12 protein-coding genes are annotated in these 16,561 nt (G+C 50.5%); 3 read left to right on the forward strand and 9 right to left on the reverse strand.

Annotated elements, in window-relative coordinates:
* Positions 1-54 precede the first annotated feature (54 nt).
* A complete protein-coding gene (gene glpE, locus DT73_RS15710; protein WP_036111255.1) occupies positions 55-384 on the reverse strand; it encodes a thiosulfate sulfurtransferase GlpE in 330 nt (109 codons plus the stop codon).
* Between the two features lie 225 nt (positions 385-609).
* On the opposite strand from glpE, the gene glpD reads away from it, so the two are divergent.
* Both glpD and DT73_RS15720 read left to right on the forward strand, forming a co-directional pair.
* Positions 610-2,124 (forward strand): glycerol-3-phosphate dehydrogenase, encoded by a 1,515-nt coding sequence (gene glpD / locus DT73_RS15715; RefSeq protein WP_036111258.1) that lies wholly within the window; start codon positions 610-612, stop codon positions 2,122-2,124.
* 339 nt (positions 2,125-2,463) lie between these two features.
* The gene (locus DT73_RS15720; RefSeq protein WP_036111365.1) at positions 2,464-2,823 is read left to right on the forward strand and encodes a hypothetical protein; all 360 of its coding nucleotides are present in this window, start codon (positions 2,464-2,466) and stop codon (positions 2,821-2,823) included.
* Positions 2,824-2,908: 85 nt separating this feature from the next.
* Here DT73_RS15720 and glgP read toward each other — a convergent pair whose 3' ends face one another.
* The 6 genes from glgP to asd all read right to left on the reverse strand — a co-directional run bounded on the left by glgP (position 2,909) and on the right by asd (position 13,687).
* Positions 2,909-5,356: a glycogen phosphorylase gene (glgP, locus tag DT73_RS15725; protein ID WP_036111260.1), complete on the reverse strand. Its 2,448-nt coding sequence runs from the start codon at positions 5,354-5,356 to the stop codon at positions 2,909-2,911.
* 18 nt (positions 5,357-5,374) lie between these two features.
* The gene (glgA, locus tag DT73_RS15730; protein ID WP_036111263.1) at positions 5,375-6,808 is read right to left on the reverse strand and encodes a glycogen synthase GlgA; all 1,434 of its coding nucleotides are present in this window, start codon (positions 6,806-6,808) and stop codon (positions 5,375-5,377) included.
* Between the two features lie 55 nt (positions 6,809-6,863).
* Positions 6,864-8,147, reverse strand: a complete 1,284-nt coding sequence (glgC, locus tag DT73_RS15735; RefSeq protein ID WP_036111266.1) for a glucose-1-phosphate adenylyltransferase — start codon at positions 8,145-8,147, stop codon at positions 6,864-6,866.
* Positions 8,148-8,162: 15 nt separating this feature from the next.
* Positions 8,163-10,139, reverse strand: a complete 1,977-nt coding sequence (gene glgX / locus DT73_RS15740; protein ID WP_036111268.1) for a glycogen debranching protein GlgX — start codon at positions 10,137-10,139, stop codon at positions 8,163-8,165.
* Positions 10,117-12,318 (reverse strand): 1,4-alpha-glucan branching enzyme, encoded by a 2,202-nt coding sequence (gene glgB / locus DT73_RS15745; protein WP_036111271.1) that lies wholly within the window; start codon positions 12,316-12,318, stop codon positions 10,117-10,119. The genes glgX and glgB overlap by 23 nt, the downstream gene beginning before the upstream one ends.
* Positions 12,319-12,580: 262 nt before the next feature.
* Positions 12,581-13,687, reverse strand: coding sequence for an aspartate-semialdehyde dehydrogenase (gene asd, locus DT73_RS15750; RefSeq protein WP_036111274.1), 1,107 nt, complete (start codon positions 13,685-13,687; stop codon positions 12,581-12,583).
* 180 nt (positions 13,688-13,867) lie between these two features.
* Between asd and DT73_RS15755 the strand changes: the two genes are divergently transcribed.
* Positions 13,868-14,476: a YhgN family NAAT transporter gene (locus DT73_RS15755; RefSeq protein WP_036111276.1), complete on the forward strand. Its 609-nt coding sequence runs from the start codon at positions 13,868-13,870 to the stop codon at positions 14,474-14,476.
* 144 nt (positions 14,477-14,620) lie between these two features.
* Here DT73_RS15755 and gntU read toward each other — a convergent pair whose 3' ends face one another.
* Positions 14,621-15,961, reverse strand: coding sequence for a gluconate transporter (gene gntU, locus DT73_RS15760; protein ID WP_036111279.1), 1,341 nt, complete (start codon positions 15,959-15,961; stop codon positions 14,621-14,623).
* Positions 15,958-16,491 carry a gluconokinase gene (gntK, locus tag DT73_RS15765; protein WP_036111282.1) on the reverse strand — a complete coding sequence of 178 codons (534 nt, stop codon included), beginning with the start codon at positions 16,489-16,491 and terminating at the stop codon, positions 15,958-15,960. Before gntK ends, gntU begins: the two co-directional genes overlap by 4 nt.
* Positions 16,492-16,561 lie beyond the last annotated feature (70 nt).

A 16,561-nucleotide genomic window follows, 5' to 3' on the forward strand; every position in this document is an offset into this window, starting at 1 on the left:
CTGCTTATCCATAATAGTCATAGCAGTATACTGGTTAAATGATGCCGGCAAAAATTACTCTTCACCCTGAGCGACTTCCGCCGGGAACTGACGATGCCATGCCTCAAAACCGCCATCAATGCTGTACACCTCATCATAGCCTTGTTGCAACAAGTACTGAGCCGCACCTTTACTACTATTGCCGTGGTAGCACATCACCAATACGGGTGTATCAAAATCCGTGTTTTGCATAAATGCCGGTAAAGAAGCGTTAGTAAGGTGAAACGCGCCAGGGGTATGCGCCAGGGTATAACTTTGTGGATCACGGATATCCACTAACACCGCACCACCAATGTGTAATTTCTGGTGAGCCTGTTCAACATTAATACACTCAAAGTTATCCATTATCTGCGCTTACTCTTTTCTGTATAGGGGATAAAACCCGTTTCCTGATAAGGAAAATGGGGCCTGATTCTCTGGCACCCAGTGTACGTGGCTGAGCGTTAATGCGCCATTGTGTTATGCATATCACGCGAAATTGTTTTTTTCTTGTTACCAAAAGCGCGTCCCCTTGCTATTATGAGCGATATCGAACATTTTTGAGCTTTAACGAAAATGAGTGGGGGCATAATGGAAACCAAAGATCTGATTGTGATCGGTGGCGGCATCAATGGTGCTGGCATCGCTGTAGACGCTGCCGGTAGAGGCTTGTCTGTCCTGTTATTAGAAGCTCAGGATTTAGCCTGCGCTACATCATCTGCCAGTTCAAAACTGATTCATGGCGGGCTGAGATACCTTGAACACTACGAATTTCGCCTGGTGAGTGAAGCTCTGGCTGAACGTGAAGTGCTGCTCAACATGGCACCACATATCGCCTTTCCTATGCGCTTCCGCTTACCTCACCGCCCGCATTTGCGCCCGGCCTGGATGATCCGCATTGGCCTGTTTATGTACGACCATCTGGGTAAACGCACCAGTTTACCTGGTTCTGGCGGTTTGCGTTTTGGCGCAGATTCAGTGCTTAAACCTGAAATTGTGCGCGGTTTCGAATATTCCGACTGCTGGGTGGATGATGCAAGGCTTGTGCTGGCTAATGCTCAAATGGTGGAAGAAAAAGGAGGCCAGGTTCTCACCCGCACGCGAGTTACTTCGGCACGCCGCGAAAATGGCTTGTGGGTAGTTGAAGCTGAAGATGCAGACACCGGCAAGCGCCATACCTGGCAAGCACGTGGGCTGGTCAATGCAACTGGTCCATGGGTGAAACACTTCTTTGATGACGGCTTACACTTGCCATCGCCTTACGGCATTCGCTTAATCAAAGGCAGCCATATAGTGGTACCGCGTGTCCATACACAAAAGCAGGCCTATATTCTGCAAAACGAAGACAAACGCATTGTGTTTGTTATTCCCTGGATGGATGAGTTTTCGATTATTGGTACTACCGATGTTGAATATAAGGGCGACCCGAAAAGCGTTCAGATTGACGACAACGAAATTCGTTACTTGCTGAATGCCTATAACGCGCACTTTAAAAAGACACTCACACAAGAAGATATTGTCTGGAGTTATTCAGGGGTACGTCCGTTGTGTGATGATGAGTCTGATTCACCACAAGCCATTACCCGTGATTACACGCTGGATATTCACGACGAGCAAGGCAAAGCCCCGTTGCTATCGGTATTTGGTGGCAAACTCACTACTTACCGGAAACTGGGCGAACACGCGATGGATAAGCTCAGCCACTATTACCCCAATATCAAACCCGCCTGGACCAAAGGCGCAGTCCTGCCTGGTGGCCATTTCTCTGGTGACCGGGACGACTATGCAGCGCAGTTACGGCGTAAATTCAGTTTTCTGACTGAATCACTCGCCCGCCATCTCGCCCGCACATATGGCAGCAACAGTGAGAAAATCATTGGCAATGCCAGCAGCGTGGCAGATTTAGGTGAAGATTTCGGCCATGAGTTTTATGAGGCAGAGCTGCATTATCTGGTCACTCACGAGTGGGTACGTGAACTGGACGACGCTATCTGGCGCCGTACCAAGCAAGGTATGTGGTTAACTGAAGCCCAACAAACCCGTGTTGCGCAGTGGCTGTCTGAACACCAACAATCGTCAGACAGCAGGCTTTCACTGGCATCCTGATTGCTTCCCTTGATGTTCAGGCACTTTCCCCCACATAAAAGTGCCTGGACATAGCTATTCACCATAATTATTTCCCTGTAAAACTCAGATTTCCCCGCCAACAGATATGTTGGTCATCCCTGACCACGCAAGTTAATTGCTGAGCACACCGCAACCTCGTCAGCAAGAGTCGTTTCGACAACCAAAAAATATTAAGATTTTTCTGCTTTTTGATTCTAATTTTCTGAGTAGCATGCAATGCTTAACTCATTAATTAATCAGCGATATTTTGTCGTAAAATAAAACATAAAAATGGACAGCATAATCAATTTAGTCACGAATGATTATGTACATCAAATTATGAAAAAGATACTAACTGCACTTTTACTTTTAACAACAGCATCATCATTTGCTCAAAATAAGGATGATACGCTGTCTATCACTACTAAAAACTACCAGATAACTATCACTGATAATTGTGAAGAAGGTGAGATTACCTGTAACGATGTTACATATCATTCAGTGAATAAAAAGAATCACACCGAACTAACATTGAGCGGCCATACAATTAATATCGGGCAATCAGAAGACTTTAGAGGATATGACTTCAGTAATGGCGCATATTTATACAGGCTTCGCCCTGAAGAAGACGATACCTGGTCACTTTATGTCATAAAGGGTGATAAAACGTTACTCCATGAGAAAGGTGTGGAACACTGAAAATCTGTAACTTATCACTTTATTAAATGCCAGCAGCATTCAGAAACAGGGAAAGGGCTATTGAGAGCCCTTTCCCATACCTCATTTAAAGCCTTACCGGTTTTATATGCCAAATTTCATCGGCATATTCCTGAATGGTGCGGTCAGAGGAGAAATACCCCATATTGGCAATATTGTGCATTGCCCTTGTGGTCCACTCTTCTGGTGTCCGATAAAGCTCGTCCACTCGTTTCTGGCAATCCACATAGCTACGGTAATCAGCCAGCACCTGGTAGTGGTCGCCGAAGTTTATCAGTGAATCAACCAGATCCCGGTAACGCCCCGGCTCCTGCGGGCTGAACACCCCAGTCGCGATTTGCGTCAGAACCTGGTACAACGCTTTGTCTTTCTCGTAATACTCACGCGGGTTATAACCCTTGCGGCGCAGTGCTTCCACTTGTTCTGCTGTGTTGCCAAAAATAAAGATATTATCTTCGCCAACATGTTCCAGCATCTCCACGTTCGCACCATCCAGCGTACCAATAGTCAGTGCGCCATTCAGAGCAAACTTCATATTACTGGTACCCGATGCTTCGGTGCCTGCCAGTGAAATTTGTTCCGAAAGATCAGCCGCAGGAATAATCACCTGCGCCAGGCTAACACTGTAGTTAGGAATAAAGACCACCTTCAGCAGATCTTTTACCTGGGGATCATTATTAATAACCGCCGCGACATCATTTATCAGGTGAATAATGTGCTTCGCCATGTAATAGGCAGAAGCCGCTTTACCGGCAAAAATATTAACTCGCGGCACCCAGTCAGCGTCCGGATTTGCTTTAATCTGGTTATAGCGTGTAATCACATGCAATACATTCATCAACTGGCGTTTGTATTCATGGATACGTTTTATCTGCACATCAAACAACGCATGGGGATTCAGGACAACCCCCATTTGCTGAGCAACCCAGTCAGCAAGGCGTTTTTTATTTTCCAGTTTGGCGTGCTGAATATCGTTGTTTACTGATGGATAATCGATGTGTTCCTTAAGCTCACGCAGCAGGCTCAGGTCAGTACGCCAGTTATGGTCGATGTTATCGTCCAGCACTTTAGACAAACCAGGGTTTGCCAGCGCCAGCCAGCGCCGTGGGGTAATCCCATTGGTCTTATTACAAAAACGCATCGGGAAGATAGCTGCAAAATCAGCAAACAGTGACTGCACCATTAAGTTTGAATGCAATTCAGAAACACCATTCACTTTATGGCTGACCACCACAGCAAGCCAGGCCATACGCACACGGCGCCCATTGGATTCATCAATAATTGAAGCACGGCTCAACAACCCCACATCTTCCGGGTATTGTTCCTGCAGTGTTTTCAGGAAATAGTCGTTTATTTCAAAAATAATCTGCAGATGACGGGGCAAAATCTTGCCCAGCATATCCACATCCCAGGTTTCCAGCGCTTCGCTCATCAATGTATGGTTGGTATAAGAGAAGACCTGGCAGGTCACCTCAAATGCTTCATCCCAGCCAAAACTGTGCTCGTCTATCAGCAGGCGCATTAACTCAGGAATTGCCAGTACCGGGTGTGTGTCATTCAGGTGAATGGCAATTTTATCGGCCAGGTTGTCGAAGGTTTTATGCATTTGCCAGTGGCGGCTCAGGATATCCTGAGTGGTGGCGGACACCAGGAAATACTCCTGGCGCAAACGCAACTCCCGGCCTGAATAGGTGGAGTCATCAGGGTAGAGAACACGGCACACGTTTTCTGAATGGTTCTTATCTTCCACCGCAGCAAAATAGTCGCCCTGGTTAAATTTACCCAGGTTAATTTCACTACTGGCCTGAGCAGTCCACAACCGTAACGTATTGGTTGCGTCCGTATCATAGCCAGGAATAATTTGGTCAGTGGCAACCGCCAGGATCTCTTCGGTCTCCACCCAGTGCGTTTTCTTGCCTTCTTGCTGAATACGCCCACCAAACCGCACCTTATAGCGCGTATTATGGCGGCGGAACTCCCATGGGTTCCCGTATTCCAGCCAGTAATCCGGCGATTCTTTCTGACGGCCATCGACGATGTTCTGTTTGAACATGCCGTAGTCATAACGAATTCCGTAGCCACGGCCTGGCAACCCAAGTGTTGCCAGGGAGTCCAGAAAGCATGCTGCAAGGCGACCCAAACCACCATTACCCAGGCCCGGGTCGTTTTCTTCTTCGATAAGCTCTTCAAGAGAGAGCCCCATCTCTTTCAACGCCCCGTCAATGTCTTCATAAATTCCCAAAGACAACAGTGCATTTGACAGTGTGCGGCCAATAAGAAACTCCATCGACAAGTAATATACCTGGCGAACTTCCTGGGAGAGCTGTGCCCGGTTGGAACGAAGCCAACGCTCGACCATTCTGTCCCTTACGGCAAACAACGTAGCATTCAACCACTCATGTTTATTGGCAATAGCCGGGTCTTTACCGATGGTAAACATCAGTTTGTAGGCAATGGAATACTTCAACGCCTCGACGCTGAGAGTAGGTGATGCATAGCTAAAGGGTGCGTTCATAACAGTGATTCCTGGAGACTAAATCAAGCGTTGATAAAGTTCGCGGTAGGACTGCGCCGCTACCTGCCAGCTAAAGTCCATACTCATCGCCTGGCGCTGGACATAGCGCCATAACGATGGGCGTGACCACAACACAAAAGCCCGACGAATCGCCCGTAGAAGCGAAAGGGCATTACTGTCTTCGAATACAAAACCACTGGCGAGACCATCAGCCAGGTTTTCCAACGAGCAATCAGAAACGGTATCCGCCAAACCTCCTGTACGTCGCACCAACGGCAACGTGCCATATTTCAGCCCATACAATTGCGTTAACCCACATGGTTCGAACCGGCTCGGAACCAGAATCACATCTGCTCCACCCATAATTCGGTGAGAAAACGCCTCGTGATAACCTATCTGTACCCCAACCTGCCCGGGGTGCTCTGCGGCAGCTGCCAGAAAACCCTCCTGCAGTACCGGGTCACCCGCGCCGAGTAATGCCAGTTGCCCACCTTGTTCCAGTAAGCCCGGCAGGGCTTCAAGCACCAAATCCAGGCCTTTCTGGCTGGTCAGACGGCTGACTACTGCAAACAACGGCACTTTGTCATTAACCTTTAGCCCCATGGCTATCTGGAGCTGGCGTTTGTTTTCCGCTTTCGCTTCCACAGAATCACGGTCATAAGCGGCAGTAAGTAATAAATCATGGGCCGGATCCCAAATTTTTTCATCCACACCGTTAAGGATCCCACTCAACCGCCCTTCCCTGTGCCGCTGCGTTAACAACCCTTCCATACCATAGCCATACTGTGACTCGGTTATTTCACGAGCATAGGTAGGGCTCACGGCGGTAATGTGATCAGAATAGTAGAGACCCGCTTTCAGGAAAGAAATTTGCCCGTTGAACTCCAGGCCATGCATATTGAAAAACTCACCAGGCAACTGGATCTCTGCCATGTGTTTGGCATAGAACAACCCCTGGTAGGCAAGGTTATGCACAGTAAAAACGGATTTTGCTGGCCGCCCACGCGCGGCGAGATATGCCGGTGCCAGCCCTGCATGCCAGTCATGAGCATGAACCACATCCGGTTGCCAGAACAAATCCAGGCCGCAAGCCAGCTCACTTCCCACCCAACCTAACAGGGCAAACCGCAACACATTATCGGTATAGGAATGCAAATTGGTATCGTGGTAAGGGCTGCCTGGGCGTTCATAAAGATGTGGCGCATCAATCAAATAGATGCCCACACCATTAAAATGCCCATACAACAATGTCATCGGCCCGGCAAACGTATCCCGTCGGGTGACTACCTGCGCGTCAGTGATACCCTTGCGAATATCAGGAAAAGAAGGCAACAGAACACGCGTATCAACGCCACCTGCAATCTGTGCTGCCGGTAATGCGCCGATGACATCTGCGAGACCACCCGTTTTCAGCAGCGGAAACATTTCAGAACATACATGTAAAACCTGCATTGTCGCTCCCGTTCAATGTTTGGCCCACACTGTGTCAGTGAAGGCTCCCTGTTGTTCAGGCCTCCAGACGGGCCAGCATTTCACGCGTTACCAGAACAATGCCTTCTTCGGAGCGATAAAAACGGCGGGCATCCTCTTCGGCATTTTCACCAATGACCATTCCTTCGGGAATGACACAGGCTCTGTCAATAATGCAGCGTCGCAAACGGCACGAACGGCCGATCCACACATCGGGCAAGAGCACTGCAGAATCAATATTGCAAAATGAGTTTATTCGCACACGGGGAAACAACACCGACTGCACCACCACGGACCCCGAGATAATGCAGCCACCAGACACCAGCGAGTTGAGTGTCATGCCGTGGCTACCAGAGCGGTCCTGCACAAACTTAGCGGGGGGAAGTGGTTCCATATGGGTGCGAATTGGCCATTTCTGGTCATACATGTCCAGTTCGGGGGTTACCGAGGCCAAATCAAGGTTAGCTTTCCAATAGGCTTCCAGCGTACCTACATCACGCCAGTAAGGTTCAGATTCAGGGTCTGACTGCACGCAGGACAACGGGAAGGGGTGAGCAAATGCTTCACCAGCTTTGGTAATTTTAGGGATGATGTCTTTACCAAAATCATGGCTCGACTGCTCATCCTTATCATCTTCTTCCAGCAACCGGTAAAGATAATCCGCATCAAAGACGTAAATACCCATACTCGCCAGTGCTTTTGTCGCGTCGTTAGGCATCGCTGGCGGTTTTTCTGGTTTTTCAACAAAATCAATAATGCGTTCTTCGTTGTCGACAGCCATTACCCCAAACGCGCGGGCTTCTTCAACAGGAACGGGCAGGCAGGCAACGGTACATTTGGCACCTTTCTCCACATGGTCAATCAACATGCGGGAATAATCCTGCTTGTAGATATGATCACCGGCAAGGATCACCACATAGCTGGCCTTATAACGCCGGATAATATCCAGGTTCTGCGTCACGGCGTCAGCAGTACCGCGATACCAGTTTTCACCATGGACACGCTGCTGTGCGGGTAGTAAATCAACGAATTCATTCATTTCTTCATTGAAAAACGACCAGCCGCGCTGAATATGCTGAACCAGCGTATGCGACTGATATTGCGTAATCACGCCAATGCGACGAATACCGGAATTAATACAATTAGACAGGGCAAAATCAATAATGCGAAATTTGCCGCCGAAGTGGACGGCAGGTTTGGCGCGTGTTGAGGTTAAATCTTTTAAGCGTGTCCCTCGGCCCCCGGCAAGAATAAGGGCAACCGACTTCATTGGCAGCTCACGCGCCAACATCAACGAATCGTTCTTATCTAATCTTATCATGACTGACTCCTTTATTTATGACCGGTAAAAAACGCACACTCCGTGCGCGGGCCCATGCCATACAGCCATTACCACCGGGTTATCCTCTCCGGCAAATGGGGGGACAGCACGCCATTCCCCTTCGGGTAAAACAAATTCACTAACAGACTGAGTGGCATTCAGGGTGATAAGCCAGTGCCCTGAAAGCAGTACCTGCAACTGCTTTATCTCTGACTGCCAGGCCTCAGAGCTCAGCGGCCCGGCCTGGCTGTTAAGCCAGACAACACTGCCATCTCCCTCATCCCACCACTGGTTACGGACCAGTGCAGGGATTTGCTTTCTGAGTTTGAGTAGTTCGGCAGTAAACGCCGTCAGCCCTTCATTCTTATTCGCCCAGTCCAGCCAGGTCAGCTCGTTGTCCTGGCAGTAGGCATTATTATTGCCGTGCTGGGTATGCCCGTGCTCATCGCCTGCCAGTAACATAGGTGTCCCCTGAGCAAGCAACAAAGTCGCCAGTAAGCCATGAGCTGAATGGCGGCGGCGCTCCTGAATATGAATATTGCCTGTCGGGCCTTCCTCACCATGGTTGTTACTGAAATTCGCACTGGTGCCATCACGGTTTTCTTCACCATTCGCTTCGTTATGTTTGTGGTTAAAGCTGACACAATCGCGCAGCGTAAAGCCATCGTGAGCCGTCACCAGGTTAATACTGGCCGAAGGGCTGCGCCCATGGTGGCGAAACACGTCGCTGGAAGCCGCAAAGCGGCAGGCAAACTCACCAGGATTTGAACCGCCACTCAACCAAAAGCGCCGCATACCATCACGGAAATGGTCATTCCATTCGGCAAACAGTGGCGGGAAATTCCCCACCTGATAACCCCCCGGGCCAATATCCCAGGGTTCAGCAATCAGTTTCACCTGCGATAGCAACGGATCCTGGCGAATCGCTTCGAACAACGGGGCATCCTGGCGAAACTCTGGAGTACGCCCCATCACACTCGCCAAATCAAAGCGGAAACCATCAACATGAAACTCCTCCACCCAGTAGCGCAGATTATCCACCACCATATCCACTACCGCCGGGTGGCTCAGATTCAGCGTGTTACCACACCCCGTCCAGTTGTGGTAATCCCCGTTGCCCTGCAGCCAGTAATAGCTGGCGTTATCAATTCCGCGCCAGCTAAAGGTTGGGCCAAAGAGATCCGTTTCTGCCGTGTGATTGAGCACAATATCCAGGACAACTTCTATTCCCGCCTGGTGTAACGCTTTAACTGCAGTACACAACTCAGCCCGGGCTGATTCAGGGTGCGAAGCATAACCCGGCTCCGGGCAATACATCGCCAGAGGGTTATAACCCCAGTAATTGCTGAGCCCCATCTGCTGCAAACGCGGTTCTGTTGCAAACTGAATCACCGGCATTAACTCCAGCGCGGTAATTCCCAGTTGTTGGAAATAATCGAGCATGGCCGGGTGAGCCAGCGCAAGATACGTGCCGCGTAACTCCGCCGGAATACCCGGGTGAAGGCGTGTAAGGCCACGTACATGCGCTTCATAAATAACCGTTTCCCCCCATGGAGTACGCAGCGGCTCGTCGTCTTCCCATTCAAAATGAGCGTGAACAACCACGCAGCGCGGCATCACACTGCTGTTATCCCGGTGGTCGGGGTTATCCAGGCCACCATGGAACAATGCGTGATCGGGAACGTCACCAATAACCTGGCGGGCGCACGGGTCGAGAAGCAATTTTTCCGGATTGAACCGGTGCCCTTGCTCTGGCGACCAGGGGCCATGTACGCGGTAACCATACTGCAAGCCAGGACGGGCGCCGGGCAGGTAACCGTGCCAGATATCGCCAGTACGGGCAGGTAACAAGTGGCGTTCTTCGTTGCCATCCTCGCCAAACAGGCACAACACAACCTGCTCAGCATTAGCTGAGAACAAAGTGAAGTTCACACCGTGGCCATCAAACACCGCGCCAAGGGGCGCAGAATTACCCGCCAGCAGTTGTGTCATCGATATCCCCCTCGCGCACCAGCCAAATTGTTGCCAACGGCGGCACGGTTAAACACAACGAGTGTTCACGCCCATGGCTCTGGATAGCATCACTTTGGATGACGCCGCCATTGCCCATATTACTGCCATGGTAGTACTGAGAATCGGTATTAACGGCTTCGCGCCAACGACCAGGCTGGTTAACCCCTACACGGTAGTGCTCGCGAGGAACCGGGGTGAAATTGCTCACCACAATGATTTCATTGCCCTGCTTGTCACGCCGGATAAACGCGAATACTGAGTTGGCCTTATCGTCAACAACCAGCCATTCAAACCCATAAGAGTCAAAGTCTAGTTGATGCAACGCCTTGTGGTGCCGATAGGTGTGGTTCAGGTCACGCACCAGGCGCTGTACGCCGTTATGCCAGTTATCCTTACCTTCCAGTAAATGCCAGTCCAGGCTGGAATCATGGTTCCACTCACGCCCCTGCGCGAACTCATTGCCCATGAATAACAATTTCTTACCAGGGAAGGCCCACATCCAGGCGTAATACGCGCGTAAATTGGCAAATTTCTGCCATGCATCACCGGGCATACGATCAAGAATAGACCGTTTCCCGTGAACCACTTCATCGTGAGACAGGGGGAGTACAAAGTTTTCGCTGTAGTTATACAGCATGCCGAACGTCATCTGGTCGTGGTGATATTGCCGGTGGACCGGGTCCAGCTTCATGTAATTCAGCGTGTCATGCATCCAGCCCATATTCCATTTAAACCAGAATGCGAGGCCATCTGGCCGGGAAACGCCGGGGAAATCGGTGGATTCTTCCGCCATCGTGACAGCACCAGGTACTTCCTTGCCAATTATCTGGTTGGTCTGGCGTAAGAATGAAATAGCTTCGAGGTTTTCACGCCCACCAAATTCGTTGGGGATCCACTCACCCTGCGCCCGGCTGTAATCGCGATAGACCATTGAGGCGACGGCATCCACACGCAAGCCATCAATCCCAAAGCGCTCCATCCAGTACAGCGCATTGCCCACCAGGAAGTTCTGCACTTCACGGCGGCCAAAGTTATAAATCAGGGTGTTCCAGTCCTGGTGAAAACCTTCGCGTGGGTCCTGGTGTTCGTACAGCGCCGTGCCATCAAAACGCGCTAACCCGGCATCGTCTACCGGGAAATGGCCCGGCACCCAGTCAAGAATGACGTTCAGCCCGGCAGCATGGGCCGCGTCAACGAAATAGCGAAAGTCATCACGCGTGCCAAAACGCCGTGTTGGCGCATATAACCCCTGAGGCTGGTAACCCCAACTGCCATCAAACGGGTGCTCATTGACGGGTAACAGTTCGATATGGGTAAAGCCCATACTTTTCACATACGGCACGAGCTGTTCAGCAAGCTCCCGGTAACTTAACCAGAAGTTATTATCAGTATGGCGGCGCCAGGAGCCGAGGTGCACTTCATAAATCGAAATGGGGGCGTCGAAGTCGTTCGCGCGCTGGCGTGATTCACTGATTGCCTGTTTTGGCGGCAACCCGCAGATCATGGATGCCGTGTCAGGGCGCATTTGCGCTTCAAATGCATATGGGTCTGATTTAATGCGTAAATTGCCATGGCAATCCAGCAACTCGAATTTGTAGAGCTGCCCATTGTGCGCTCCCGGAATGAAGATTTCCCAAATCCCCGACTCGCGGCGTAAGCGCATAGGATGGCGTCGCCCATCCCAGAAATTAAACTCCCCAACCACGGAAACCCGGCGGGCATTCGGTGCCCAGACAGTAAACCGCGTCCCCGTCACGCCATCCATAGTTGCGGCATGCGCGCCCATCGCTTCGTAAGGGCGCATATGGGTGCCTTCCGACAATAACCAGCCGTCCATTTCCGGCAATAAAGGCCCGAAACAGTACGGATCGTCTATCAGATTCTGTTGCCCATGCCAGGACACAGCCAGTTGGTAACGGAAGGGATTTTTTCTGCGAGGTAACACTGCGGCAAAAAAGCCACGAGAATCAAGGCATGTAAGCTGGCCAACTTTCCGGCCGGTTTTTGGTTCAATAACCCACACTTCTGTGGCATCGGGTAACAATGCACGAACTTCCAGCCCGGCATCAGTTTTATGCATCCCCAGTACGGAAAACGGGTCCGAATTCTGGCCAGCAAAAAGCGCAGTTATCACGTCCTTATCAATACATACAGACATGGTAAGCATCCTGTTTTTATGTGTCATGCCTGTCCGATTTACGCATGTGCGCAGGCATGCCCACTTATTTTATTGACCTGACAGCGCAGTCTTTCTCCCTGCCACTCTGTCACACAAAAAGCAGAAACGTGGCAAGCACGCTCTCTTTAAGCATAGTCAATGGTTTAGCTGACTCCCGAGAAAAAAATGAACATCGCGTTTACTCCATGTAGTGCGCAAGAAAACGGGAGGGGATCCCCTCCCACGAAGCATAAAATGCTAATCAGGCCAGTTGGCGCAGCATACGACGCAGCGGTTCAGCCGCGCCCCACAGCAGTTGGTCGCCAACGGTAAAAGCAGAAAGGTATTCCGGGCCCATATTGAGTTTACGCAGGCGTCCAACCGGCGTAGACAATGTGCCGGTTACCGCAGCAGGCGTCAGTTCACGCATGCTGATTTCCCGGTCGTTCGGAATCACTTTCACCCAGTCGTTGTGCTCAGCAAGCATTGATTCAATGGTCGCAACGGAAACGTCTTTTTTCAGTTTCAACGTGAAAGCCTGGCTATGGCAGCGTAACGCACCAATGCGCACACACAAGCCATCTACGGGAATTGTTGATGTGGTTCCCAGAATTTTGTTGGTTTCCGCCTGGCCTTTCCACTCTTCACGGCTCTGGCCGTTATCGAGTTGTTTATCAATCCACGGGATCAGGCTGCCAGCCAGCGGCACACCAAAATTATCGACCGGTAATGCACCACTGCGTGTCAGCGCGGTTACTTTGCGTTCGATATCCAGAATAGCCGATGCCGGATCTGCCAGTTCTGCCGCCACTTCATGATGCAACTGCCCCATTTGCGCTAACAGTTCGCGCATATGGCGGGCGCCACCGCCGGAAGCAGCCTGGTAAGTAGCAACAGATGCCCACTCAACCAGGTCATTGGCAAACAAACCGCCCAGGGACATCAGCATCAGGCTGACAGTACAGTTACCGCCCACAAATGTGTTAATGCCTTTGTTCAGGCCATCGTCAATAACCTTCTGGTTAACCGGGTCCAGAATGATAATGGCATCGTCTTTCATTCGCAGGGAAGACGCAGCATCTATCCAGTAACCTTTCCAGCCGCTTTCCCGCAGCTTTGGATAGATTTCATTGGTATAATCGCCGCCCTGGCAGGTCACGATAATATCCAGGGCTTTCAGTGCGTCCAGGTTCCAGGCATCCTGCAAAGTGCCAGCAGCTTTCCCGGCGAACGCAGGTGCAGCCTGCCCGGTTTGAGAGGTAGAGAAGAAGATGGGGTTAATGGCGTCAAAATCGCGCTCTTCAACCATGCGTTGCATGAGCACGGAACCAACCATGCCACGCCATCCGATAAAACCAACATTTTTCATAACTTATCTTTCCTGCGAAGATGTGTGCGTTTTTTGTGTACCCGTGAGGGAACCGGTTTATCCTTTCACCTTACAAAAAGCAGCTAAAGTCGCAAGTGAAATTAATCAATGATGACCATCTCATCAGAAGCACGACTTATTTAGCAGAAATTCCGGATTCATTATTATGGAAATTTATTTATGAATGAAATCATTTCCGCAGCAGTTTTGTTGATCCTGATTATGGATCCTCTCGGAAATTTACCCATTTTTATGTCTGTGCTGAAGCATACCGAGCCCAAACGACGCCGCAAAATAATGATAAGGGAGCTATTAATTGCGTTGCTGTTTATGCTGATTTTCTTATTTGCAGGTGAGAAAATCCTGTCATTACTTAACTTACACGCAGAAACTGTTTCAATTTCAGGTGGGATAATTTTATTCCTGATTGCCATTCGGATGATTTTCCCTGCCCCCACGGGAAGTTCAAGTGGCCTGCCAGCCGGTGAAGAGCCGTTTATTGTGCCGCTGGCGATTCCGCTGGTTGCCGGGCCATCACTGCTGGCAACACTGATGCTGCTTTCTCACCAGTATCCCAACCAAATGGGGCATTTAGTCATCGCCCTGTTGGTTGCATGGGGAGGCACCTTCATTATTTTGCTGCAGTCTTCACTGTTTTTACGGCTGTTGGGTGAAAAAGGCGTTAATGCTCTGGAAAGGTTGATGGGGCTTATTTTGGTGATGATCGCCACTCAGATGTTTCTGGACGGTATTCGCACCTGGATGCAGGGTATACCGGTGCATGGGTAATACAGTCAGTTAATGTAATCAACTCAAACAATCACCACCTCCGAGGAGGTGGTTTAAAGCTGACAATAAAAAAGGGCCTAAAAAGGCCCTTTTTTTACATTAACCACTTTACTGCAGGTTTAATGATAAATGCCGCACATCACATTACGACAGCAAAGTGAAGGCAATGGCACCAACAATCGCGCCAGTGGTTCCCAGGATGGTTTCCATCATGGTCCAGGTTTTCAGGGTTTGCGCTTCAGATGCACCGGTAAACCGGCCAAATAACCAGAAACCCGCGTCGTTAACATGGCTGACCACAATTGAACCACCGCCAATACAAATTGACAGCGCGGCCAGTTGTGCACCAGAGAAGTTCAACTGACTGATAACTGGCATAACCAGGCCAACTGTCGTCAGGCAGGCAACGGTCGCAGAGCCCTGAATAATACGCACTGCCGCAGCCAGGATAAAACAGGTTACCGCAATGGGCAGACCCATACCGGTCAGCGCTTCACCCAATGCAGGGCCGACGCCTGAATCAACCAGTACCTGTTTAAACACACCACCGGCACCAATCACCAGCAGGATAATCCCGGCAGGCTGCAGAGCCTGGCCACAGATATCCATAACTTTCTCTTTCGGCATCCCCTGGCGTACTGCCAGGCCATAAATAGCAACCAGGCACGCAACCAGAATCGCGGTGAACGGGTGGCCGATAAATTCAAACCATTCATAGGCGGTTGAACCCTGCGCCACAAAATGTGCGGCAATAGTTTTCAGGCCTACCAGTACCAGCGGTAACAGGATCAATGCCAGGCTGAAACCAAAGGACGGCAGTTTACCTTCGCCCAGGTGCGGCTCAGAGACATCATCGGGCACTTTCAACTCAACATAACGGCTGATGAAGTTACCCCAAAGTGGCCCGGCAATCAGCATCCCCGGAACAGCTGCACACAGGCCGATCAGGATCATCCAGCCAAAATCGGCGTGCATCTGGGACGCCAGCAGCATAGGCGCAGGCCCCGGCACCAGGAATGCCGCCGCCGCAGCCACACCAGCAAACAACGGAATAACCAGTTTCACCAGGTTAGTGCCTGTATGGCGCGCCATAGAAAACGCCACACTGATAAGCAAAACGATAGCGACTTCGAAGAAGAGCGGTAATGCGCATACCAGGCCCGCCAGGCCAATAGCGAAATGCGCACGGTTATGACCAAACGACTTCAACATCTTGACGGCAATCTGGTCAACCGCACCGGTTTCAAACAAAATCTTCCCGAACATCGCTCCCAGCGCAACCACAACCGCCAGGAACCCGAGGGTACCGCCCATCCCTTTTTCCATGGTGGCCGCAATTTTATCCAGCGGCATACCAGAACACAGGCCAGCACCCACAGACACAACCATCAATGCCAAAAACGCGTGCATACGCGCTTTCATAACCAGGAACAGAAGCAAAAGAACCGCGCCAACCGCGGTTAAAACGAGTGTTAATGTACTCACTTGGCACTGCCTTTATTGATTTGTGCAATTGTGCTGGCTACCACTCCATCCAGCGGCTGATCGATATCAACCACCAGCACATCGCGTTCTTCGGCATGGGGCTCTTCCAGAGCCTCGAATTGAGTCACCAGCATTTGGGGTTTGAAGAAGTGACCTTTGCGCGCTTTTAAACGGCTTTCGATCAGTTGGTAATCCCCTTTGAGGTAGATAAACGCCAGGTTTGGGTTACCTTCGCGCAAAATATCGCGGTAGCGTTTCTTCAGTGCAGAACACACAATCAGCGAAACAGCGTTGGTTCGCTGCATGGCGAAGGCTGCATCATTAAGCGCTTGCAACCATGGAGTGCGGTCATCATCATTTAATGGTTCGCCTGAAGCCATTTTCAGGATATTGCAGCGTGGGTGCAGAAAATCGCCATCAAGGAAGGCAGCCTGCAATTTGTGGGCAACTTCACTGGCAACGGCGGATTTACCACTGCCAGAAACGCCCATCAGGACATAGACACGGTTTTCAGGATTAATAGTGCTCATAGCGTAACTCCGACTGGCACAGGCTAAAAATGTTACGGGTAACTGTTATCGGTAACATTTTCAACTCTGG

The organism is Mangrovibacter sp. MFB070 (assembly GCF_000705335.1).
GTDB lineage: Bacteria > Pseudomonadota > Gammaproteobacteria > Enterobacterales > Enterobacteriaceae > Mangrovibacter > Mangrovibacter plantisponsor.